The sequence below is a fragment of the Methylovirgula sp. 4M-Z18 genome, from assembly GCF_037890675.1.
Taxonomy (GTDB): domain Bacteria; phylum Pseudomonadota; class Alphaproteobacteria; order Rhizobiales; family Beijerinckiaceae; genus 4M-Z18.
Genome location: NZ_CP149574.1, coordinates 495,970 through 519,223 on the forward strand (window position 1 = coordinate 495,970; position 23,254 = coordinate 519,223).

At 61.8% G+C, this 23,254-nt stretch carries 15 protein-coding genes and 1 tRNA gene; 9 read left to right on the forward strand and 7 right to left on the reverse strand.

The features are described 5' to 3' along the window. Positions 1-114 precede the first annotated feature (114 nt). Together V9T28_RS02275 and V9T28_RS02280 are read left to right on the forward strand one after the other, a co-directional pair. Complete coding sequence (locus tag V9T28_RS02275) at positions 115-2,073, forward strand: autotransporter assembly complex protein TamA (protein WP_245424069.1); 1,959 nt, start codon at positions 115-117, stop codon at positions 2,071-2,073. After that, positions 2,073-6,374, forward strand: a complete 4,302-nt coding sequence (locus V9T28_RS02280; protein WP_116400589.1) for a translocation/assembly module TamB domain-containing protein — start codon at positions 2,073-2,075, stop codon at positions 6,372-6,374. The genes V9T28_RS02275 and V9T28_RS02280 overlap by 1 nt, the downstream gene beginning before the upstream one ends. Positions 6,375-6,412: 38 nt before the next feature. Here the strand turns inward: V9T28_RS02280 and V9T28_RS02285 are convergent, their stop codons facing one another. Then, complete coding sequence (locus tag V9T28_RS02285; RefSeq protein ID WP_116400760.1) at positions 6,413-8,227, reverse strand: ABC-F family ATP-binding cassette domain-containing protein; 1,815 nt, start codon at positions 8,225-8,227, stop codon at positions 6,413-6,415. 172 nt (positions 8,228-8,399) lie between these two features. On the opposite strand from V9T28_RS02285, the gene pgi reads away from it, so the two are divergent. The 5 genes from pgi to V9T28_RS02310 all read left to right on the forward strand — a co-directional run bounded on the left by pgi (position 8,400) and on the right by V9T28_RS02310 (position 13,753). Further along, positions 8,400-10,043, forward strand: a complete 1,644-nt coding sequence (pgi, locus tag V9T28_RS02290; protein WP_116400761.1) for a glucose-6-phosphate isomerase — start codon at positions 8,400-8,402, stop codon at positions 10,041-10,043. Positions 10,044-10,263: 220 nt separating this feature from the next. Further along, positions 10,264-11,676, forward strand: coding sequence for a circularly permuted type 2 ATP-grasp protein (locus V9T28_RS02295; RefSeq protein ID WP_116400590.1), 1,413 nt, complete (start codon positions 10,264-10,266; stop codon positions 11,674-11,676). Between the two features lie 56 nt (positions 11,677-11,732). Further along, the gene (locus tag V9T28_RS02300) at positions 11,733-12,689 is read left to right on the forward strand and encodes an alpha-E domain-containing protein (protein WP_116400762.1); all 957 of its coding nucleotides are present in this window, start codon (positions 11,733-11,735) and stop codon (positions 12,687-12,689) included. Positions 12,690-12,698: 9 nt separating this feature from the next. Further along, positions 12,699-13,520: a transglutaminase family protein gene (locus V9T28_RS02305; RefSeq protein WP_116400591.1), complete on the forward strand. Its 822-nt coding sequence runs from the start codon at positions 12,699-12,701 to the stop codon at positions 13,518-13,520. 143 nt (positions 13,521-13,663) lie between these two features. Continuing rightward, positions 13,664-13,753: transfer RNA gene (locus V9T28_RS02310), tRNA-Ser, on the forward strand. A gap of 911 nt (positions 13,754-14,664) precedes the next feature. Here V9T28_RS02310 and V9T28_RS02315 read toward each other — a convergent pair. The 6 genes from V9T28_RS02315 to V9T28_RS02340 all read right to left on the reverse strand — a co-directional run bounded on the left by V9T28_RS02315 (position 14,665) and on the right by V9T28_RS02340 (position 20,201). After that, positions 14,665-14,928, reverse strand: coding sequence for a hypothetical protein (locus V9T28_RS02315; protein WP_210210410.1), 264 nt, complete (start codon positions 14,926-14,928; stop codon positions 14,665-14,667). Between the two features lie 114 nt (positions 14,929-15,042). Next, on the reverse strand, positions 15,043-16,536 hold the full coding sequence (locus V9T28_RS02320) for an aldehyde dehydrogenase (protein WP_116400592.1): 1,494 nt from the start codon (positions 16,534-16,536) through the stop codon (positions 15,043-15,045). After that, positions 16,533-17,618: an Ldh family oxidoreductase gene (locus V9T28_RS02325; protein WP_116400593.1), complete on the reverse strand. Its 1,086-nt coding sequence runs from the start codon at positions 17,616-17,618 to the stop codon at positions 16,533-16,535. Before V9T28_RS02325 ends, V9T28_RS02320 begins: the two co-directional genes overlap by 4 nt. Before the next feature lie 70 nt (positions 17,619-17,688). Continuing rightward, positions 17,689-18,915, reverse strand: coding sequence for a UxaA family hydrolase (locus V9T28_RS02330; RefSeq protein ID WP_245424070.1), 1,227 nt, complete (start codon positions 18,913-18,915; stop codon positions 17,689-17,691). Next, the gene (locus V9T28_RS02335; protein ID WP_116400594.1) at positions 18,908-19,207 is read right to left on the reverse strand and encodes a UxaA family hydrolase; all 300 of its coding nucleotides are present in this window, start codon (positions 19,205-19,207) and stop codon (positions 18,908-18,910) included. The genes V9T28_RS02330 and V9T28_RS02335 overlap by 8 nt, the downstream gene beginning before the upstream one ends. A gap of 7 nt (positions 19,208-19,214) precedes the next feature. After that, complete coding sequence (locus V9T28_RS02340) at positions 19,215-20,201, reverse strand: dihydrodipicolinate synthase family protein (RefSeq protein ID WP_245424071.1); 987 nt, start codon at positions 20,199-20,201, stop codon at positions 19,215-19,217. 235 nt (positions 20,202-20,436) lie between these two features. On the opposite strand from V9T28_RS02340, the gene V9T28_RS02345 reads away from it, so the two are divergent. Both V9T28_RS02345 and V9T28_RS02350 read left to right on the forward strand, forming a co-directional pair. Next, complete coding sequence (locus tag V9T28_RS02345; protein ID WP_116400595.1) at positions 20,437-21,519, forward strand: GlxA family transcriptional regulator; 1,083 nt, start codon at positions 20,437-20,439, stop codon at positions 21,517-21,519. Between the two features lie 359 nt (positions 21,520-21,878). After that, complete coding sequence (locus V9T28_RS02350; RefSeq protein ID WP_116400596.1) at positions 21,879-23,225, forward strand: extracellular solute-binding protein; 1,347 nt, start codon at positions 21,879-21,881, stop codon at positions 23,223-23,225. The last annotated feature ends 29 nt before the right edge of the window (positions 23,226-23,254 follow it).

Below are 23,254 nucleotides of genomic sequence, written 5' to 3' on the forward strand. Positions count from 1 at the left end.
TGTTCGATGCGGGGCGGGCCGATACATTGGAATTTATTCATCGCTGTATTTACTGGAAAGTCGCATTTGGCTGGGATCCTTCCCAAAGGATGAAAAATTCGGCAAAGTGGTCTCGTGAAGTTTGCGTTGTACAAAAAGCGTTTTGTCCCTTTGACCTTGCGCATCCTATTGTCAGGCTCGGCCTTGTTCAGTGGGGTCGGGCGGGCCGATGCTTTTGACTTTTTTGGCCTCTGGCCGAGCGAGAAGCCTCCCGCCATCAACGCCCAATCCTTGCCGTATCAAGTCACCTTCACCTGCCAGGATTGTTCGGGCACGACCAACCAGGCACTGCAGGACGCCTCCAACACCTACAAATTGCGGCAGGAGCCCCCGCTCGACGGCGATTCGCTGATCCGCCGGGCGACGCAGGACCTGCCGCGCCTGCTCGACGCCATGTGGGGCGCCGGCTATTACAATGCAAATGTGCATGTCGAGATCGCCAATGTGGCGGTGGCCCTCGACGACAAAGGCAGCGACCGGGCGGCCAAAGTCGCCGAAACCATGCGTAACGCCGCCCTCGTGCCGGTGACGTTCGTCGTCGATCCCGGCCCGCTGTTCAAACTGGGCGATGTGAAAATTTACGATTCGCACACCAATGCGCCGGTCGCCCCGGATCTGCTGCCGAAGCGCATCGACAATCTGTCGCGCGGCGCCCCCGCAAGCGCTAATGAGATCCGCAGCGCGCAGGCGCAGATCATCGACTACATGCGCGGCCAATCCCATCCGCTCGCCAAGGTCGTGACCTTACGGCCCGTGGTCAATCACACCACGCAAACCATGGACATCGCGCTTGTCGTCGATCCCGGGCCGCATGCGGGCATCGGCGAGGTCACCGTCACGGGCACCAAGGATCTCGATCCGGGCGTCGTGAAGTCCTTCATCTACCTCACCCGCGGCGAGGATTATTCGCCGACGCGGCTCGCGGATACGCGCAAGTCGATCGCGCAAATCAAAGCCGTGGGCTCGGTGAAAGTGCGCGACGGCGACGCGCTCGACAAGGACGGCAATCTGCCAATCTTCGTCGATGTGACCGAGCGCAAGCAGCATGCGGTCGGCGCCTCGGCGCAATATTCGACCATCGATGGCCCGGCGGTCGCAACCTATTGGGAACATCGCAATCTGTTCGGTGGCGGCGAAACGCTGCGCTTCGATCTGGGCGGTGGCTATACGGTGAAAAGCGGCGAAAAGTGGAACGATCCTAACAATCTGACCGGCAAGTTCGCCGTCACGTTCATGAAGCCTGCGCTCTGGGGCACGCGCAACGATTTCGTCTCCAGTCTGACGCTCGCCAAGGAAGTGACCGATTATTACGACACGCACTACGGCGACGTGACCGCCGGTATCCGCCATCGCTTCAGCGATAAGTTTTGGGTGCAGGCGGCGGGCGAGTACGAACAGGGGCAATCGCACGATATTTTAGGCAAGCTCGATTACAAGCTCGTCGGCGTGCCCGTGTCGGCCAATTACGATACGACCGACAATCTGCTCGATCCCACGAGAGGCGTCAAAGTGTCGGTCTCGACCGCACCCTATCTTCAAGCCTTGGGGTCGAGCATCAACCTTTTACAAAGCAAGGCGCAGGCCTCGACCTATTATGCGTTCGACGATGAGGCGCGGTACATCCTGGCGGGACGTGTCGCGGCCGGATCGCTCGTTGGCGCGGATATTGGCCAGATACCGGATGACCGGCGCTTCTTCGCCGGTGGCGCCGGATCGGTGCGGGGCTATAAATACCGCTCGCTCAGCCCCGAATTCGCCGACACGCCGATCGGCGGCCGCTCGCTGTTCGAGTCTTCCGTCGAGGCCCGCATCAAGATCACCGACACGATCGGCATCGTACCGTTTTTCGACGCGGGCGGGGCCTTCTCGTCGTCCTATCCCGATTTCAAGGAGCCGGTCTATTATGCGGTTGGTCTCGGCTTGCGCTACTATACGTCCATCGGCCCGATCCGTCTGGATGTTGCCACGCCTTTGAAATCCGCGCCCGGGAGCAAGCCGGTCGCCGTCTATATCGGGATAGGACAGTCCTTCTGATGCGCGCCTGGCTTCGCATATTGTCATTCATTGCCTGCGGCTTGAGCGCTCTGGCGTTGATCATCTATGCCCATGTCGGCCATGCGGAAGACAAGGGGATTCTGGCCGATCTCATTTCCAAGGCTTTGTCGTCGCCCGGCATGCAGGTCAGCGTCGGCTCGGTGGATGGCGCGTTATCGTCCGATGCGACCATTCACGACATTACGATCGCCGATAAGGACGGGGTCTGGCTGCGGCTCGATCAGGCGCGCCTCATCTGGACGCGTACCGCTTTGTTCAGCCGCCGCCTCGAGGTCAACACGCTCGAAATCGGCAAGCTCGAGATCAGCCGCAAACCGGTCCCGTCCGGCGAGGCGCCGCCCCCGAGTGCCGACAATAGCGGGCCGTTGCTGCCCGAGTTGCCGGTGAAGGTCGAAATCCAGAAATTCGCTCTGCACGAATTGAGTCTTGGCGAACCGATCCTGGGCACTGCAGCGAAACTTAGCGCCGATGGCAAAGCAAGCTTGGGAGATCCATCCGAAGGGCTCAATCTCGATTTTCACACCCGCCGTCTCGACGCGCCGGGGGCGATCGATTTGTCACTGGCCTATGTGCCGAAGACGAAAAACCTCAACCTGCAGCTCAAGGCCGACGAACCTGCCAGCGGGCTGATCGCGCGCGTCGCCAATCTGCCCGGTCTGCCGCCGGTCGACCTCGACGTCGAAGGCAACGGGCCGCTCGACAATTTCAATTCCAAATTGCAATTCAATGCCGGTCCGGACATCGGCGCCGACGGCGCGTTGCAAATGCAGCGGCAAGGGGCGGGGCGGCAGCTCGGGCTGAATTTGAATGCGCGGATCGAGGGCCTGGTGCCGGGTCCCGTCGCGCCGATCTTTTCCGGCACGACGCAAATGACAGGGACGGTTGGCATCGGCGACGACAATTCCGTTTCGCTCGACAATGTCGCGCTCGTCGCCAAGCTGGCGCGGCTCGACATCGGCGGCCATGTCGGTGCGGACAAATCCCTGGATATGAAAGTCTCGATCCGTGCGGTGCCGCAAGCCGACGGCACGGCGCGCGTCCAGAACGTCAGCGTCGGCACGTTCAATGTCGATCTCCTGGCTAAGGGCACGTTGACGCAGCCCAATCTCGCGCTTGCGGTCAAGCTGGTGGATGCGCAACTCCCCGCCGGCCGTATCGGCAATTTCGAGGGCAATGTCGCGGTTGCGCCAAACGGTGCGCTTAACGACACGCAAACGCAACTCGCGTTGAGCGTCGATGCGCAGGCGCAAGACGTGCGCTTGAGCGATCCGGCGCTGGCGAGCGCCGTCGGCGACGGCTTCGCGCTCACGGTGCGTGGCACGAGCGGGCTCGACGGGCAGGGCAATTATCCGACCGTTCATGCCGAAGGGCAGACATTCGCTTTCAATTATGCGGGGCAACTTGGTCCCAAAACCATTGCGGGGCAAGCCGATCTCACGCTTGCGGATCTCAAAAGATTTGCCGCGCTCAGCGGCGTGAAACTCGAAGGCAATGCCAATCTGCATGTCAATGTCTCGGGCTCACCGCAGGATCAGCAGATCAATGCGGCGCTTTCGGGCGATCTCAACAAATTCGGTACCGGCATTGTCCCACTCGACGGTCTGACAGCCGGCCATGTCGCTCTCAGTGGCGCGGTGAAGCAAATTCCAGATGGCGGTTTTGGCTTCGATAATCTTCAGATCAACGGGACCCATGTCAGCGTGGTGCTCGACGGCGTTGCGAGCCGGAAAGCGGCCAATCTGAAAGGCCAAATCAACATTCCCGATCTGAAATATGCCGATGCGCGCCTGACTGGCGCGGCGGCGATCGAGGGAAATCTGACCGGCACGCTCGATAAGCCGGATGCCGATGGACATATCATTCTCAACAATGTCGCCGCGTCCGGCCGCACGATCCCGCATCTCGCGCTGAACGGCACGGCGAAGGATTTGACCGGTGCGCTGCAGGCACAAGTCGCCGTCGAGGGGCAGGTCGACAGGCGTCCCGCGCAAGGCGGCTTCAACCTGTCGCGACTGCCTGACGGTGGGTGGCGACTGGCCAACAGCGACATTGCCATTGGCTCGGTGTCGATCAAGGGCGGCATTGATCTGTCCGCGCAGAACTTGGCCAATGGCCATTTGGTTCTCGCGGCCGGCGATCTTGACGATCTCTCGGCGCTGGCGCTGCAAGAGCTGAGCGGTAGTTTCAATGCAGATGTGACGCTGCAGGGCGGTGCCGATGGCCAAGCCGTCGCGCTGGTCGCGACCGGCTCTAGCATTCGCGCCGCGACGATGAGCCTGAACAAGCTCAATGCCAATCTGCATGTCTCGGATGCCTATCGCAATCCGCTGGTCGATGGCACATTGGAGGTCGATGCCGCCAGCGTCGGCACCAACACGATTTCAAAAGTCCGGTTCGAGTCGAAGAGCGCCAACAGCGGGTCCGATTTCTCGCTCAGCGCGGCGGCGCTCGGATTTGATTTGAACGGACGTGGCCGGTTGTCGGTCGGAGCGCAGAAACGCCTTGATTTGCAAGCCTTTTCGGCCAAGCGTGGCGGCAAACAGATTGCGCTCACCGGGCCGGCGACGTTCACGCTGATCGATCAGGGTGTCGATATCAAGGGCCTCTCCATCGGTGCGGATGGCGGGCGCATCACGGTCGAGGGGCAAGCGGGCAATAGGCTCAACCTCAATGTCGCGATCAAGGCCGTGCCGATGTCGGTCGCCGATATTGCCGCGCCGAATCTTGGCCTCTCCGGCACGCTCGACGGCGATGCGCGCATTGGCGGCGCCCCGGCTGCACTTGCCGGAGACTGGCGCATTCATCTTGCGAATTTCTCGGCGCCGCAACTCAAGCAAAATGGTCTGCCGGCGCTCGACATTGCGGGCTCCGGCCGTTTGAGTGGCGATAATACGAGCGTCGATGCGAAGATCAATGCCGGTGCGGCAGGCACGATCGCCATCAATGGCCGAGCGCCGCTCGCGGCGACGGGTTCCTTCGATCTGCGCGTGAAGGGCACGCTCGATGCGGCGGTCGCCAATAGAAAACTTTCGGTGAATGGTCAGAATGTTTCCGGCAAGCTGACGATCGATGCGAATGTGACGGGCACCATTGCCGCGCCGAAAGTGTCAGGCTCTGCAGTGATGAGCGGCGGCGCGTTCAACGATCCGACCAACGGTATCGCGCTCAGCAATATCGATGCGAAGATCAGTGCAACCGGCGACACGATCCGCATCGAGAAGATCAGCGCCGCGACGAAGAACAACGGCACGCTCTCGATCGACGGCCAGGTCAAGCTCGCGCCGGACGCCGGCTTCCCGGGACAGATCAATATTCACGGACAGCATGCGCAACTCGTGTCGAACGATCTGGCGACAGCCGTTGCCAATCTGAATCTGCAGCTTTCCGGCGCGTTGGCGCAAAGCCCGAAAATTTCGGGGCGCGTCGATATTCTCTCGCTCGATGTGACCGTGCCGGAGCGTCTGCCGATCGGTCTCGGCCCGTTGCCGGACACGAAGCATATCGGCGCGACCGGATCGGCGGCGCAGCGCTTGGCGATTAAGCGGCGAGAGGCCAAGCACGGCAAGGCGCAGCCGCCGTTCGACGCGGACATCTCGATCGACGTGAATGCGCCGAGCCATATTTTCGTGCGCGGTCGCGGCATCGATGCGGAACTCGGCGGTGATCTCAAATTGACCGGGCGTCTCGCCAATCTTTCGGCGGTGGGCGGCTTCGAAATGCGGCGCGGCGTTCTGAATGTTCTGGGCCAGCGGCTCGATTTCACGCGCGGCAAACTGACCTTCGCGGGCGGGCTCATTCCGGAGCTTGATTTTGTCGCGGAGACCAAGACCTCCGACATCACCGCCCAGATCAATGTCACCGGCGAGGCCGATCAGCCGTCCTTCAGTTTCTCGTCGAGCCCCGAACTGCCGCAGGACGAAATCCTGTCGCGCATTCTGTTCGAAAAGGCATCGGGCGGTCTTTCGCCGGTTCAGGCGCTGCAGCTCGCCAGCGCGCTCGCCGAATTCACCGGCAATGGCGGGCCCGGCGTGTTCGAACGAACCCGCAAGGCGCTTGGCGTCGATTCACTCGATGTGCAGACGGGTAACAGCGGCGCGCCGGCGGTCGGCGCATCGCGCTATATCAGCCGCAACATTAGCGTGGGCGTGACGACCGGCGTCAAGCCATCCGACAGCGGCGTGAGCGTGAAGATGGATGTGACGAAACACATCAAACTGCAGGGCGGGGCCGGCGCCGATGGCAGCACCTCGGTCGGTGTTGGAACCGAGTGGGAATATTGAGCTGAACGGGCCGCAGCCTGGAAGGCGGCGGTCCATTCCTACCCTTCAATCTCCTCGCGCAGCAATTCGAGCTCGAGCCATTCGTCTTCGCATTTTGCAAGCTCGGCTTCCGCCGCAACGAAAGCTTGGGTCGCCTTGTCGAAGGCGGCGGGATCGCGGCTGTAAAGCGCCGGGTCGTCGAGCTTGGTTTGCAAGGCCGCTTTCAAGGCGCGCAGCTTGTCCATTTTCGCGGGCAAAGTTTCGAGTGCGTGCTTTTCCTTGAAGGACAGCTTGCGTTTTACTGAACTCTGCGGCTGCGGCTTCTCAAGCTGCGCCGCGGACGCGGTCTCGCGCTGCGGCGTCAAGGCCTGCACCGGCTGAACGCCATAGCCCCGCTGCGCCACCATGTCGGAATAGCCGCCGGCATATTCGGTCCAGCGGCCATCGCCTTCAGACACGATCACCGAGGTCGCAACCCGATCGAGAAAATCGCGATCGTGGCTGACGACCAGCACCGTGCCGGAATAATCGCCGATCATTTCCTGCAACAGATCGAGGGTTTCGAGATCGAGATCGTTGGTCGGTTCGTCGAGCACGAGGAAATTCGACGGCAGGCTGAGGGCGCGGGCGAGGGTCAGGCGACCGCGCTCGCCGCCCGAGAGTTTCCCGACCGGCGTGCGCGCCTGTTCCGGCGTAAACAGAAAATCGCGCATATAGCCGATGACATGTTTCGGCTGGCCGTTCAAAATCACATTGTCGCTGCCCCCGCCGGTGAGCGCGTCCTTTAAGGTTGTGTCGGGTGCGAGGCTGGCGCGGCGCTGGTCGAGGGTCGCAAGCTGCAAATTGGCGCCGAGGCGAATTTGGCCGCTGTCGGGCGCCAAGTCGCCGGTGAGCAGGCGGATCAATGTGGTCTTGCCAGCGCCGTTCGGGCCGATCACGCCGACACGGTCGCCGCGCATGACGCGGGTCGAGAAATCCTTGACGATCGGACGCGCGCCATAGGCTTTGGCGATTTTTTCCGCATCGACCACCAGAGCGCCGGACGTTTTGCCTTCCGTCACGGTCATCTTGACGTCGCCGGTGACTCGGCGCTGGTCGCGCACATCCTGGCGCAGTTTGGCGAGACGCTCGAGGCGGCCGACATTGCGCTTGCGCCGCGCAGTGACGCCGTAGCGCACCCAATGCTCTTCGTTGACGATCTTGCGGTCGAGCTTGTGCCGCGCGATCTCTTCCTGTTCGAGCACGTCGTCGCGCCAGGCCTCGAAGGCGCCAAAGCCTTTGTCCAGGCGCCGGGTCGCGCCGCGGTCGAGCCAGATCGTGGCGCGGGTCAGGTCGCTCAAGAAACGCCGGTCATGGCTGATCAGCACCAGGGCCGAGCGCAGCGATGCGAGTTCGGCTTCGAGCCATTCGATCGCCGGGAGGTCGAGATGGTTGGTCGGCTCGTCGAGCAGCAGAATGTCGGGCTCCGGCGCCAGCACGCGCACGAGCGCGGCGCGGCGTGCTTCGCCACCCGACAGGCGGGCCGGATCTTCGTGGCCGCTCAATCCCAATTGTTCGAGGAGATAGGGAACGCGATAGTGATCGTGCCCGTCGGTCAGGCCGGCTTGCGCATAGGCGAGGGTGGTTGCGAAGCCGGAAAGGTCGGGTTCCTGCGGCAAATAGCGCACGGTGGCGCCAGGCTGCAAGAAGCGGGTGCCGCCGTCGCTCTCGATTTCGCCGGCGGCGATTTTCAGCAGGGTCGACTTGCCCGACCCGTTGCGGCCCACGAGGCAAATCTTCTCGCCCGGCGCGACGGAAAATTCCACGCCTTCCAGCAACGGCTTGCCGCCGAGGGTAAGAGTGACGTCCTGAAGCGCGAGAAGGGGCGGGGCCATGATGATCCTGTTCGAATGCGGCCCACGCTTGCCGCGATTTGCGCCGCAATGCAAGCGCAGGACCGTCATGTGATCGCTAAGTCCGGGCGGGCTGCGGTTTCTGGCCGCCTTTTCATCGGACACGCTCTATGCTCTAACCCTGTTGCTCTTTTTCTCAACGCAGGTGTCCTTCATGTCCCAGTCAGCCGTTGCCCAAGCCCTCGCGGCGCTCCGAGCCCATAAGGCCGAGGTTGAAAAGACGCCCCTGGTTCAGCTCTTTGCCGAAAATCCGCAGCGCTTCGCGCAATTCCATGCACGTCTCGACGACCTTTGCTTCGATTATTCCAAGCAGCGGGTGACAGCGCAGACATTGGCGCTCCTGCAAGACCTCGCGAAAGCCGCCCAGATCGAGGCGAAGCGCGATGCCATGTTCGCAGGCCAACATTTCAACACGACCGAGGACCGCGCCGCCCTGCACACGGCGTTGCGCAACTTTTCCGGCAAGCCGGTTCTCGTCGACGGCCAGGATGTGATGCCCGACGTGCTCGAAGTGCGGGCGCGTGTTGCGGATTTCGCAACAAAGATTCGCGACGGTGTGCTGAAAGGCGCCACCGGCAAGCTCTTCACCGATGTGGTCAATATCGGCATCGGCGGCTCCGATCTTGGCCCCGCCATGGCGACGAAAGCTCTCTCGCCCTACGCCCATCCGCGCATCCGCTCGCATTTCGTATCGAACGTCGACGGCGCCGACATTGCCGACACGCTGAAAGGGCTCGATCCCGCAAGCACCTTGTTCATCGTCGCCTCCAAAACCTTCACCACCTTGGAGACGATGACGAACGCCCATACGGCGCGCGCCTGGATCGTCAATGCGCTCGGCGAAGCGGCGGCGGGGGATCATTTCGCCGCGGTCTCTACCAATCTGGCTCTCGTCGCGAAATTCGGCATCGATGCATCGCGCGTCTTCGGCTTCTGGGATTGGGTTGGCGGACGCTATTCCCTGTGGTCGTCGATCGGCCTGCCGATCGTCATCGCCATCGGGCCGGAGAATTTCGAACATTTCCTGCGCGGCGCCTATGAGGTCGACACCCATTTCCGCGAGGCGCCGGTGGCGCAGAACATCCCCATGCTGATGGGCCTGATCGGCGCCTGGTATCGCAACGTCTGGGGCTTCGCGACTCAGGCCGTGATCCCTTACGACCAGCGCATGTCCCGGTTCTCCGCCTACCTGCAGCAGCTCGACATGGAATCGAACGGCAAATCTGTGCATCGCGACGGCTCGCCGGTGCATGAGAGCACCGGCCCGGTTATCTGGGGCGAGCCGGGCACCAATGGCCAGCATGCGTTCTTCCAGCTCTTGCACCAGGGCACGGAAGTGGTGCCGATCGATTTTCTTGCCGCCGCCGAACCGACCGATGCCGACCAGCATCATCATGATCTGCTGATCGCCAATGTGTTCGCCCAAGGTGAAGCCCTGATGCGCGGCCGCACCAAGGCCGAGGTCGAGGCCATTCTGACCAAGCAAGGCATGGCGGCCGATGCCATTGCGGCGCTTGCGCCGCACAAAGTCTTCCCCGGCAATCGCCCGACGAGCACCTTCCTCTACAAAAAGCTCGATCCGCGCATGCTTGGCCGCCTGATCGCCTTTTACGAGCACAAGATTTTCGTCCAGGCGGCGATCTGGGACATCAACCCGTTCGACCAATGGGGCGTCGAACTCGGCAAGGAACTCGCGTCTCGCCTCGCACCGATCGTCGCCGATGGCGCGGCTTCGACGGCGGCACTGGATTCGTCCACCGCCGGGCTGATCGGCCACATGCGGGCGTTGCGCAGCTAGGAGCGGATCGATCTCTACCGCTGCAGGGGTACGAATAGGCTGACCGGAGTCTATTCGTTTACCCAAGAGCGCACGTTCCCTTCATTCCCTCTTGCCCCAACCTTGTCATGGCGCGAAAGTTGCTATTAGGCTGGAGCAGGAGGCGAAAGCTCACCGTGTGTGGGCTTTCTGACAAAGGGGATGGTTCAGCGTGGCAGCGAACGTTCAGTATTTCGATGAAATGAATGGATTAGACGGCAATCTCCGAGACGCTTATAAAAAACTAGCCAGTTGGCTCGCTACCGAATCTCCCGAGATCCTGTCGTCCCGCCGCTCGCAGGCGGAACTGCTGTTCCGCCGTATCGGCATCACCTTCGCGGTCTATGGCGAGAAGGACGCGACCGAGCGCCTGATCCCCTTCGACATTCTGCCGCGCATCATGACCCGTGCCGAATGGTCGCGGCTCGAAAAGGGCCTGGTGCAGCGCGTCAAAGCGCTGAACATGTTCCTCACCGATCTCTACCACAACCGCGACATTCTGCGCGCCGGTATCATTCCGGACGATCTCGTGTATCGAAACCCGCATTTCCGCCCGGAAATGGCGGGGCGCAACGTGCCGCACAACATCTATTGCCACATTGCCGGCATCGACATCGTGCGTGTCGACGATCACGATTTCTACGTGCTGGAGGACAATGCGCGCACGCCGTCCGGCGTCTCCTACATGTTGGAAAACCGCGAAGTGATGATGCGGCTGTTTCCGGACCTGTTTTCCGGCCATCGCGTCGCGCCGGTCGAGGATTATCCCGACCAATTGCTCGCCACCTTGCGCTCGGTGGCGCCGCGTTCCGCCAGCGCCGATCCGGTCGCGGTGCTCCTCACGCCGGGCCAATATAATTCGGCCTATTACGAACATTCCTTCCTCGCCGACAAGCTCGGCATCGAACTGGTCGAGGGCCGCGACCTTTTCGTGCGCGACGATGTGGTCTACATGCGCACGACCGAAGGCCCGAAACGGGTGGATGTCATCTACCGCCGCATCGACGACGATTTTCTCGATCCGTTGGCCTTCAGGCCGGATTCGGCGCTCGGCGTGCCCGGCATTCTTTCTGCCTATCAAGCAGGCAATGTGACGCTCGCGAACGCAATCGGCACGGGCGTCGCGGATGACAAGGCGATTTACACGTACATGCCGGACGTCATCAAATTCTATCTCAACGAAGAGCCGATTTTGAAGAACGTGCCGACCTGGCGCTGCCGCGAACCCGACGCGCTCAAATATGTGCTCGAGCACCTCGACGAACTCGTCGTCAAGGAAGTGAACGGGTCGGGCGGCTACGGCATGCTGGTCGGGCCGCACGCCACCAAGGCGCAGATCGAGATCTTCACGCAGAAACTCAAGCACGATCCGGCGAATTTCATCGCCCAGCCGACTTTGTCGCTCTCCACCTGCCCGTCCTCGTTCGAGACCGGCATCAGCCCGCGGCATGTCGATCTGCGGCCCTTCGTCCTGTCGGGTTCGGACGGCGTGCGCGTGGTGCCGGGAGGCCTGACGCGCGTCGCGATGAAGGAGGGGTCGCTGGTGGTCAATTCGAGCCAGGGCGGCGGCACCAAGGACACATGGGTTATTGACGACATGCAGGGCGGCGCTTGAAGATGAACATGGACAGTGTAAAAATCCCCCAACGCCGCCCGTTGCCGAAGAACACGATGCTGGCGCGCACCGCAGACAATCTCTTCTGGCTCGCCCGCTACATGGAGCGGGCGGACTATCTTGCGCGCATCGTGCAGGCAGCGCAGCGCCTCGCGACATTGCCGAAAGCCTATGGCGGCGCCGATTCCGAATGGGAGAGCACGCTGATCTCCTCGGGCGCGGCGGAAGCGTTCCATGAGCACTACGGCGAGATCAACGAGGCCAATGTCGTCGAGTTTCTGGCGTTTTCGGCCGACAACCCGTCATCGATCCGCAATTGCATCGAAATGGCGCGGACGAATGCGCGCGCGGTGCGCACGGCGCTCAGCTCGGAAATGTGGGAGGCGATCAACGGCGCCTGGTTGGAATTGAAGAATTTCGATTTCACCCGCAACAGCAAAGGGCACGCCGACCGCGAGGAACTGAGCCGCTTCCTCGATTTCATGAAACAGACGTCGCTGCAATTCGACGGCTCCGCCTATCGCACCCTGCTCCGGAATGACGCCTATTGGTTCTCGCGCCTCGGCCTCTATGTCGAGCGGGCGGACAATACGGCGCGCATCCTCGACGTGAAATATCACGTCCTGTTGCCGGCGACGGAATCGATCGGCGGCTCGCTCGATTATTTCCAGTGGACGGCGATTCTGCGCACCGTTTCGGCGCTGACCGCCTATCATTGGATTTACCGCGAGAGCATCAAGCCCTGGCTGATCGCCGATCTCCTGATCCTGCGCCCCGAAATGCCGCGCTCGCTGATCTCATGCTACGAGAACATCGTGCGCTACCTCGACGCGATCGGCAAATCCTATGGCCGCCAGGGCCCCTCGCAACGCCACGCGCGCAGCATGTTCGCGCGGCTGGAAAATACCAATATCGATGGGATTTTCACCGAGGGCCTGCACGAATTCATCACCAACTTCGTCGACGACAACAGCAAGCTCGGCGTATTGGTCGCCGAACAATTCCTGGGTTAGGGCTGGTCGATGCGGATTCAGATCAAGCACGCGACCATCTACCGCTATGCGGTGCCTGCGAAATCCGTGGTGCAGATGCTGCGCATGACGCCGCGCAATCACGACGGCCAGCACGTGGTCAATTGGCGCATCGACGTCAGCGTCGATTGCCGGTTGCAGCAGGCCGAAGACGCCTTCGGCAACATCACCCACACGTTCACGGCGCTGGGGCCTTTCGAGGAACTGATTATCCATGTCGGCGGCGAGGTCGAGACCTTCGACACTGCCGGCGTGGTCCGTGGCTCGCTCGAGCGTTTCCCGCCCGATCTCTTCCTGCGCGAGGCGGGCCTGACCGCCTCCGACGAGGCGCTGCGGCAATACGCGGTCGAGGCGACGGCGCAGGAAACCAACACGCTCGACAAATTGCACGCGCTGCTGCACGGGCTGCATGGCCTCTTGGCGCCCGATGCCGATTTCCGCGCCCAGGCACAGGGTGCCACGGCTGCTTTTGCCGCGCGCAAGGCGGTCGTTCCCGACGCGGCGCATGTCTTCATTGCCGCCGCGCGGCACCTCGGCATTCCCGCCCGCTATGTCAGCGGCTACCGCTTCGATCCGGATCAACCGGCCCAGCCACGGGCCTATGCCTGGGCGGAATCCTACGTCGACGGGCTCGGCTGGGTCGGATTCGACCCGCTGCACGACACCTGCCCCGATGATCGCTACATCCGCCTCGCCGTCGGTCTCGACCAGCTCGGCGCCCAGCCGGTCCGCGGCGCGCGCCTCGGCGGCGACGGCGAGGCCATGGACGTAGTCATTCGCCTGCTGCAGGCCGGTTTCCAGAGCCAGTCGTAGCGGGCGCCGGCCCGCATTCGCGGAACTTTAAAGGATTGCGCACAGAAAATACGTCGCAATCCTTGCTCTTGGCGGCATCATCCTATATTGCGCCCGGGGTGGGCGTCGCGATGGCGCCCCGGCGTGCCGGTGCGGTGCGCGACGGAGGGGTGGCCGAGTGGTTGAAGGCGCACGCCTGGAAAGTGTGTATACGGGAAACTGTATCGCGGGTTCGAATCCCGCTCCCTCCGCCATTTTTTCTGGATAATTGATTGATATTGCTGAAAAAATCATAATGGCCGAATTTTCGACCCTAGACTTGGCCCTAGTCATCTGCAATCTTTCGCGCCATTTTCAAACAAGGAAACGTGCTTACATCCAGGTCAGCTGCGCGACGAAAAGGCCAAGCGGCAAGGGTGCCATAAGACCCGCTCCGCAATTTCCTGCCACACCGTCACAAAAAATGGCAGGTAACATAACCACAAACTCAGTAATACCCGCCGTCACAGCTAGTGAGACAAAGTCAACGATCAGTGACGCAGCAAACACGTAGCACTTACTTTGCCAACCCGTTTTGAAACACGATCAAACGACGGTGAAAGATAGACGGCGAGAAATTTGAGGCCCAAGATTATCGCCGCTTCCATATCGAGGGTCTACGCGATCACATCGGCCGACATAGGATGGAATTGTTGGTTAATGCGGTTAACTTGCTGCGCTTTCCCAGCTTTTCGCTGTTCCGCCGATTCATTTCGAGTGGGCGCCAAAAAATAAGAAAAGGCTGAAGGGGGTCCAGCCTTTTCTCGAACTTCCTGAGGACAGGGACCAGTGCATCCATGGTGCCAAACCAGAAGTCCCGATGATCATAGGAAGTTGTCCGCCAACCATGCGGGAGCATTTTCACAAGCTTGCGCTTTGACTTAGTTGCGGCCTGCGGCTGATTTGCCGTCGAGAAGATTTCCTGGAGCGCGCCGCGTCTTACTTATCGATCGATCGCGACGCGCGATGACGGGGCCAAGGGCTGCAGGGTAACAGCTAGGCCGGCAAAATTCGGCCGCCCTATTTGGGTATGAGCCACAACGCGGCGCGTCAGTTCCCTCCACCGAGCTTTCAGGTACTTCACACCGCGGCCGGCCGCCGCTGTCATCCGCTGCCAATGATTGGCTCAAATCTTAATCTCTGCAATTCGAACCGCACCAACGCGCGATTGTTTCAGCCGCGGGCGCATCGCTGCGCAATAATCGAAGAAGCGTTCTTCCTTTGACACGCGCCGGCGCGCCTGTAAGTCCGACAGTCGATCGGCATTCTCTTCGGCCAAGAAACGCTGCATTTCGCGCATCTCTTCGAGCCTGTCATCCTTGTTCAGGATGAGGTTATAAATTTCCGGGTATCGCCTCTCAGGCTCATAACCCGAAGGCCGCAGGTTCAAATCCTGCCCCCGCAACCAACGATCATTTATAAAATCTGCGACGCAACCGATCGCCGTCGCCCATAGTGCGCGGCAGCTGCCCGATATCGGTGGCAGCGGCTGGAAGACGCTCTATCAACGCAGCGACATCCATATGGTTTTGGTCTGCAGATATTGGTCGACAGCTTCGGTTCCGTTGTCGCGCGCCAGGGAGCCCGAGCGCTTAAAGCCGCCGAACGGCGTCGTCACATTGCCTTCCGTGAAGCCATTGATCGCCACTGTGCCGCACGGCAGGCGTTTTGCAAGATGGAGAGCTTTGTCGATATTGCTGGTGAAGACCGTTGCATGGAGGCCGTAATCGGTGTCCCGGGCGATTTGCAGCGCTTCCTCCAGCCCGTTGACGCCGATGACGCCGAGGACCGGGCCGAAGATTTCCTCGCGCGCTATCCGCATGGCCGGCGCAACCTCATCGAATACCGTCGGATCGACAAAGAATCCCGGCAGGCCCGCGCTGATACCTCCGCCAGCCAGCAGGCGCGCCCCTTCTTGCCGGCCGGCCTCGATATACGAGAGGACTCGCGTCCGGTGCTCGGCACTGACCATCGAGCCAATATCGGTTGCCGGGTCGAGCGGATCGCCCACCTTCAGTGCGCGGGTTTTGTCGAGAACCTGCTGCAGGAAATTGTCCTTCACCTTGCGGTCAACGATTTGCCGCATATTGGCCGAGCAGTTCTGGCCGCCATTCCAGAATGCGGCATTGATTGCGCTGGCAATGAGCGCATCGTCGATGTCTGCATCGTCAAGCACGATCATCGGGCTCTTGCCGCCCATCTCCAGCCCAACCGGTTTGAGATTGCTTTCGCTGGCATATTTCAGGAAATAGGCGCCGACTTCGGTCGAGCCGGTGAAGGACACGACATCGATGTCGTCATGCCGGCCGATCGCCTGGCCCGCCGTCTCGCCAAAGCCAGGAACCACATTGAGCACGCCCGCCGGCAGGCCGGCCTCCATGGCGAGTTCGGCAAGGCGAAGCGCGGTGAGCGGCGTCTGCTCGGCCGGCTTCAGCACCGCCGAGCAGCCTACTGCGAGCGCCGGCGCGAGTTTCCACGCCGCCATCAGCATCGGAAAGTTCCACGGCAGCACCAGCCCGACGACGCCGACCGGCTCTTTCACGATCATGGCCACGGTCTTTTCGCCCGTCGGTGCCACTTTGCCGAAGCTCTTGTCCGCGAGTTCCGCATACCATTGGAAAAAAGTCGGCACTTCATGGCCGATCTCATTCAGGCAATCCTTGACGGTCTTGCCGCTGTCGAGGCTTTCCATGACGGCAAGCTCCTCGGCGTGAGCCCGGACGAGATCGGCAAGGCGCAAGAGCACCGCCTTGCGCACCTCCGGCGCAGCGCGCGACCAAGCCCCCGCCTCAAAAGAAGCGCGTGCCGCGGCGACCGCGCGGTCGACATCTGCGGCGTCACAATGCGCGACCGTGCCGATGACAGCGCCGGTGGCAGGGTTGATATTTTCATAAACGCGGCGCGATGCCGCCGCCTGCCATCCACCATCAATGAAAGCCAGGGAGGGAAAGGCCAAGCGGCCGGCAATGGTGTGATAGTCGGATGCGGATGCGCTCATGATGCGGACTCCGAGGCACGTGAAGATGCCGGATGGGAAGGGCTGGCGGGCATAGGAAGTCCGAAACGGCCGGCAAGGCGTTCAAGGTCGCCTGCGATGCCGGCATGCAGCCGCACGCCCCGAGCAATGGCCTCACGTTTGCGTGCGAGCGCCGCCTCGCCCGGCAGCCGCACCGGTGCATCGCCGGGGCGGACGCGCGCGGCGCGGCATGCCGAACCCAGCCAGCCGGTCTGACGGGTAAAGGCGTCGAGCCCGCCAAACAGCGCGGGGCTCAGGGCGAGAACCAGCACGCCGGCGCCCCATTGGGTTGGCCCATCGGCGCGACCATATGCGCCGAGCCCTTGCGTCAAGGCCTCGACCAGAAGGGACAAGCCATAGCCCTTATGACCATGGTCGAGGCCCCCGATCGGCAGGATCGAACCGCCTTGTTTGACCACTGCCGGATCGTCCGTCGCGGCGCCGTCGCGGTCCATGACCCAGCGTCCTGGCAAGCGGCCTCCGGCGGCCGCGGTGCGGCCGCACATCGCGGCGGTCGTGATCGACGTCGAGACATCGATGAGGATCGGATCGCCCTCTGTCGGAATACCCGCCGCGATCGGATTGGGCGTCATCACCGAGTTCAGGCCGCCGAAGGGTGCGACATGGGCGTCGCTCGGATCGGACGAGAAGATCAAAACCATATGGCCGCGCCGCGCCGGCGCCTCGAGAAATGCCGCAAGACAGGCGATATGATGGCTGCGGCGCACGGTGATGGCGCCGATGCCGAATGTGCCGGCACGCTTGACCGCATCATCGACCGCAAGCGCGGTCGTCCACACGCCTGGCAGACGGTGCCCGTCCCACAAGGCAGCGGCGGCATGATCGGCGATGACCGCCGGCCGGCCGGTCTTCTCCATCGTGCCGTTGTCGAGTTCCTCGATATAGTCTGCAAGAAGCGCCAAACCGTGGGTGGAATGGCCGAGCAGATCGGCCTCGACCAAGCCCCGCGCGACCGCGCCCGCCGGTTCAACCTCGAGCCCGGCCGCCGCCAGCGCGGCGGCGGCAAAATCGATGAGAGCTGTGGAATCGTAGCGCATGTCCATGACAATTCTCTTTGCGGATGTCGCGCAGTCCGGCTTATCCGCGCGCGGAGCCCATGACGCTTAAGACGTTTCAGCCCGGTAAGCAGCCCGGGCCAAGCGGTTCGTAGGTTTTGTAGGACAGCACGAACTCCTGGTGCCCGAGGGCTTCGGATTTGGTGGGCGTGCCGCTCGCGGCCGCGATCACCGCCTCGACGAGATGGCGGCCAACGTCCTCGATGGTCTCGATCCCGTCGGCGATCGTGCCGCCATTGATGTCCATGTCGCCTTCAAGGCGCTCAAAGACGCGGCTGTTCGAAACACCCTTGATGACCGGTGACAAGGCCTGCCCCACGACCGATCCGGCGCCGGTGGTAAAGAGGATGAGATGGCAGCCGCTCGCCACCATTTCGGTGATGGTTTGCGTGTCGTTGATGTTGGGGATGCCGTAGCGGACCGGCCCGTCGTTCACCGTATCCATCAGATAGAGCCCCGGATGGGGCGGTTGCACGCCGGGCTTGATCAAGCCGCTGATCGGCCGCGAGCCGCTTTTGGCGTAGGCGCCGAGGGATTTTTCTTCCAAAGTCGAGAGGCCGTATTTGATGTTGCCGCCGCCAAAACTGCCATGGCCAAGCTCGCTGTAATAACGGTCAGCCTTATGGACGGCGGCGCGCAGTGCGGCGCCGAGTTCCGGTGTCACGGCCCGGCTCGCCATATGCGCCTCGCAGCCGATGAGCTCGCACGTTTCTTCGAACATGACGGTCGCTCCGCCATCGATCAGGAGATCGACGGCGCGGCCGACCGCGGGGTTGATCGTGACGCCGCTGAGACCATCGGAGCCTCCGCATTTCGTGCCAATGACGAGATCGGCAAAGGTGATCGGCTCGGAAGGTGCCACCTTGAGCTCTTCGAGCTGCGCCTCGATCCACGCGCGGCCGCGCTGGATCGTCGCGGCCGTGCCGCCGCATTGCTGGATTGTGAGCAACTCGACCGGTCTGCCGGAGGCTTCGATCGCCGCTTTGAGCTTCTTGCGTTGGAACTCTTCGCAGCCGAGCGATAGCAACAGCACCGCGCCGACATTGGGATGGGTGCACAGATCTGTCAAAACACGGTCGGCATAGGCGCTCGGATAGCAGCCCGGAAAGCCGATAAGCTGCACGCCGTCCTCGTCGTAGGGCGTCGCGATCTTGCGGGCGACATGATGGGCGCATTCTACGAGATAGGCGACCGCAAGATAGTTGCGAATCCCCTTGCGGCCGTCGGCGCGAGGGAAGCCGCGCATGGCGCTTGCGCCTTCGAAAGTATGCACGAGGCTATTCATAATGGTCCTCGCTGTTGGTGAGATATCGGCTCGCGACATTGTGGACATGCACCAGATGTCCTTGCGCGATAGGCATTGTCGCAATCGCGACGGGCACGTCGAACCGCAGGATGAGCGCGCCTTGGGCAATATCGCCGAGCGCCATCTTATGCCCCTGCGCGATGGCTTCCTGCGCGACCATCGCCACGCCGCTCACGGTGCGGGCAAGGCTCCCGCACGCAATGTCGCGCAATGCGATGCCGACATTGTCGTTTGGTGCGAGGATCACCATGTTCGCCGCATCGTCCTTCATCTCGCGCTCATGCCTCGTTCAAATTCGGCGTGCCGATGGCGCGGAGCATCGCCAAGGTTGGCGCCCGGTAGCGCTGTCGGATGTCGCGCGTCGGCGGTCGGCAGCGGCTGGACGGAAGGCCAACCAACTCCATGCACAACTTGTCGAGATAGCCGTCGCCGCTGGTGAAGTCGCGTTCGATTTCGACCCACAATTTGTAAAACGGCATTGCCTCGTCGACCAACATGCGCGCCACTTCCGGATAATCTCCGGCGCCGATTGCGCTCACCAATTTAAGCCCCCATTGCGGCCAAAAATTGCACAGATGCACTTCGAACGCGCGTGCGCCCAGGGCCGGCATCGGGCTGAAGGCGAAGAAGAGGTTATTGTCGATGATGGTGAAGCGCTTGGAAAAGCGTGCGGTGACGCTTTCGAATTCCATCGCGTCGGTCCGCGGGGTCGCCCATTTGAGGCCGACAACATTGGGGATCTCGGCGAGGCGCTCGACCATTGCGAAAGAGATATTCGTCGTGGTCCAGAACGTGTTGTAGACGATGATGCCGATATTGGGCGCTGCGGTTGCGGCGGCGCGAACGAATTCCTCGAAATCGCCCTCGGTATGGCTGAAATAGAACGGGCAGGACACTTGGATGAAAGTCGCGCCGAGCCGCTCCGCCGCCTTGGCGAGGCGCACGAGTTCCAGCGTACTCGTCGTCTGCGCGCCCATCGCCACCGGCACCCGTCCGGCAACCTCGTTGATGACGATTTCCGCGACGCGCACGCGTTCGTCAAAACTCATCGTGGAGAAATCGCCGGCCGCGCCGCCGGTCAGAAACACCGCGCTCTCGGCGTTGAGGCCCCCCTCGATGAGAAAACGCGCGTAGCGCCGCAGGGCGTCTTCATTGATCGGCCAGCCGTCCGAATCGCGAAACGGCGTCGGGATCGTCACGTAGCAACCTTCGAGCTTTTTCTTCAAAACGTCGGTCTGCACGGCGATGGTCTTTCTCTTCGGCATGCGCCACCGGGCAAAGCAACAGCGCCCGCGGACGTGGTTGCGTCCGTGCCCCATCTGCCACACTGTTCCGTTGGCTGGTCGCATCACGACCACCAATTCGGTGGCCTGGCCATCATCTCAGCGATGGCGTGTTGTTATAGTTCACCGATTGGCGTGAAAGAGTTGACTTTTATAGACTGTTAATAGACTTTTCTGGACAAACGCATCGCAGCATGGCGGAGCGAGGATCAGTCCCATGGCCAGCGGCAATGATCCGACGGGGCGCAGAACCGCCGCAGCCGATGCGCGCGCCCCCACCTTCAATCTCATCATGCAGCCGGAATTTCCGCTCAACGCGCTTATCCTGGCGAGCGAGGCGCTGCGAATCGCCAATCAAAACAGCGGACGGGAATTGTTTCGTTGGTGCTTCGTTTCCGAGGACGGCCAACCTGTGCGCGCCAGCAACGGCATGTGGATGTCAGCCGATGACAGCCTGCAAACCATGCCGCCAGCCGACTATTACCTTGTGTTCGAGGGCAATCTGCCGGTTCAGCGCAATTCGCCCAAGCTGCTCAATCAATTGCGCGCCGCCACACGCTTCGGGGCGACAGTTGGGGCAGTGGATACCGGCTCGTTCGCGCTGGCGCAATCCGGGCTCGTTGACGATCACCAGGTCGTGTTGCATTGGGAGGCGGTGCCCTCGTTCAAGGAACACTTTCCGCAGGTCGCTGTGAGCGGTCAAATTTACCTCGCCGAAGATCAGCGCGTGACCTGCGCCGGCGGTGTGGCCACCCTTGATATGATGCTCGATCTGATCGGCCGACTGAAATCCCCCGCCCTGGCCAATGAAGTGGCGAACGCACTCGTGCATGTGCCGCGCCCCGCGACGGCGCCGCAGCGCACGGACGACAGACCCAAGCTCGCGAAGCTCAATCTGGCGGATCGCATTCTCGCCGTGATGGACCGGCATCTCGACTTTCCGCTATCTTTGCAGGAGATCGCTGAGCGGCTCAAAGTGTCGCACAAGACCGTGCTGCGCGAATGCCTCCGTAGTTTTGAGGAGACGCCGATGCGCCTTTATCTGCGCATCCGGTTGCAGGCCTCGCGCAACATGTTGTTTTACGAGGAGTTCAGCATCAAGGATGTCGCGACGGCCTGCGGCTTTTCCTATCCGTCGGTGTTTTCGCGCGCCTTTCAGGCGCAGTTCGGCATGTCGCCGCGGCAATTTCGCGAAACCCTGCGGCGCGGACAGAGTCAGACGTACCGGCCCGAGGTCCGGCGCCTCTCGATCAGCGCGCCCCCTGCAAAGAAGCACCCACAAGACGAGCCACCGGTTTAAAATGAGAGCGGAACGGGTGGGCCGGGATCTTTAAAACCGGCGTTTCCCGGGGACCGCGCGCGCTGTCTATTTATGCAAACAGCAAGGCTATTTCAGTCAACTCGCGCGGGTAAACAGGTTCACTATAGCGTCCAGAGTGCGGTCGTGAGCGGCGATACGGTCATCGCGTTCTCTCATGTCAGCGGCGATTAAAACGAAAGAAAATCAGCAGTGGCACGGAAAGCGATTTCCGTGGGAGGGATGGTTTTGTCGCAGGCCGATCGCGGTCCAAGCCGCTCTTGCGTAGCTGGGCACGGCACGACTGCGCAAGGGTTCAATAGAGCGGGCCGAGCATCAGTGCAAAGCCGGGAGGGGACCAAATGAAAATCACATCGGATTTGTCGAAACAGCTCTTGCGCGGCGTCAATCGCCGCGAATTCCTCGCCGGTACCAGCGCCGCCGCTTTCGCGGCCAGCACCCCGTTTATCGCCGCGCGGCCGGCGCTCGCGGCTGGCCCGGTGGAAATCGTGCATTGGAGCTGGCTCGCCGCCTCGGATGGCGAAGTGTGGGCGAAAATGATCGATGCGTTCAACGATGCGCATAAGGACAAGGGCGTCAAGATACGCATGGAACTTGTGCCGGAAGAGCAATATATCACGAAGGTTCTCGCGGCCGCGGCAACGGGCAAGGCGCCGGATTTCGGCTGGGGGACGGCCGGCAAGGGCGCTGGCATGGCGCGCGACGAAGTGACTGTGCCGCTGGACGATCTTGCCAAAAAGGCCGACCTCGACCTGAGCGATTTTTCCGACGCCTCGCTCAAGGCATCGCGCTATCCCAAATACGATAACAAGCTGTTCATGATCCCCATGGATCTGATGAGCCTGCAGCCCGAAATCAATCTTGACATCGCCAAGGAGGCCGGCCTTGATCCGACGAATCCGCCGCAGGATGGGCGAATGCTGCTCGACTGGGCGATGGCAATGACCAAGCGCGAAGGTGGCAAGGTGACGCGTTCGGGCATCATGATGACCGGCGCCGGCGTGCAAACGACAGTGACCTGGGGCATCATCGCCGCGCAAATGGGTTTCCGCCGCGCCAGCGACGATTTGAAAACCGCCTGCGTTAACCCAGAGGCCGGCAAACAGGCGATGCAATGGGTGCTCGACCTGTTCGACAAGCACAAGGTCTCGACCCGCGACGTCACCGATCGCTACAAGGCATTCGGGACCGGCCAAGGCGGTATTTTCTGGACCGGGCCGTGGACTCTGAACGGCTATATCGGCCAGAAGCTCAATTTCCAGACGTCGCTCTTCCCGAAGGTTGGCAGCACGCTGCGCACCTACAGCGAAATGGGCGGGCTCGAACTTTACGCTCAAGCGGACAAGGGCCGTCTTGACGCCACGATGCAGGCCGTTAAATGGCTGTCGGACAACAGCTTCCTGTGGACGACGGTCGGGCGCGGCGCCTCGCCGCGTAAATCGATCCTTGGCCGTCCCGACTATAAGACCGCCGGCGCGCCGTGGGCGGTGCGCGGTGCCTTTGTCGATGGCATGGCTTTTGCGACCGAAGGCGAGATCCCGGTCGTGGCCGGTCCTGATTTCACGATCTATTCGGGCGGCAATTTCCTGGCCAAGACGCTCGACGGCGTGTGGGCCGGACAGACCACGATTGATCAGGCAATGGAGCAGATCCAACAGCAATGGCAACGTGGTCTCGACGAAGGTTGAAACCGAGCGTCCCAATGCCGGCGATGCTT

What these genes read in the sequence shown, in the direction of transcription:
- V9T28_RS02280 (WP_116400589.1), top strand. Translation starts at nt 2,073, where the DNA reads ATGCGCGCCTGGCTTCGCATATTGTCATTCATTGCCTGCGGCTTGAGC.
- V9T28_RS02285 (WP_116400760.1), bottom strand. Translation starts at nt 8,227, where the DNA reads ATGGCCCCGCCCCTTCTCGCGCTTCAGGACGTCACTCTTACCCTCGGC.
- pgi (WP_116400761.1), top strand. Translation starts at nt 8,400, where the DNA reads ATGTCCCAGTCAGCCGTTGCCCAAGCCCTCGCGGCGCTCCGAGCCCAT.
- V9T28_RS02295 (WP_116400590.1), top strand. Translation starts at nt 10,264, where the DNA reads ATGAATGGATTAGACGGCAATCTCCGAGACGCTTATAAAAAACTAGCC.
- V9T28_RS02300 (WP_116400762.1), top strand. Translation starts at nt 11,733, where the DNA reads ATGCTGGCGCGCACCGCAGACAATCTCTTCTGGCTCGCCCGCTACATG.
- V9T28_RS02305 (WP_116400591.1), top strand. Translation starts at nt 12,699, where the DNA reads ATGCGGATTCAGATCAAGCACGCGACCATCTACCGCTATGCGGTGCCT.
- V9T28_RS02320 (WP_116400592.1), bottom strand. Translation starts at nt 16,536, where the DNA reads ATGAGCGCATCCGCATCCGACTATCACACCATTGCCGGCCGCTTGGCC.
- V9T28_RS02325 (WP_116400593.1), bottom strand. Translation starts at nt 17,618, where the DNA reads ATGGACATGCGCTACGATTCCACAGCTCTCATCGATTTTGCCGCCGCC.
- V9T28_RS02330 (WP_245424070.1), bottom strand. Translation starts at nt 18,915, where the DNA reads ATGAATAGCCTCGTGCATACTTTCGAAGGCGCAAGCGCCATGCGCGGC.
- V9T28_RS02335 (WP_116400594.1), bottom strand. Translation starts at nt 19,207, where the DNA reads ATGAAGGACGATGCGGCGAACATGGTGATCCTCGCACCAAACGACAAT.
- V9T28_RS02340 (WP_245424071.1), bottom strand. Translation starts at nt 20,201, where the DNA reads ATGCCGAAGAGAAAGACCATCGCCGTGCAGACCGACGTTTTGAAGAAA.
- V9T28_RS02345 (WP_116400595.1), top strand. Translation starts at nt 20,437, where the DNA reads ATGGCCAGCGGCAATGATCCGACGGGGCGCAGAACCGCCGCAGCCGAT.
- V9T28_RS02350 (WP_116400596.1), top strand. Translation starts at nt 21,879, where the DNA reads ATGAAAATCACATCGGATTTGTCGAAACAGCTCTTGCGCGGCGTCAAT.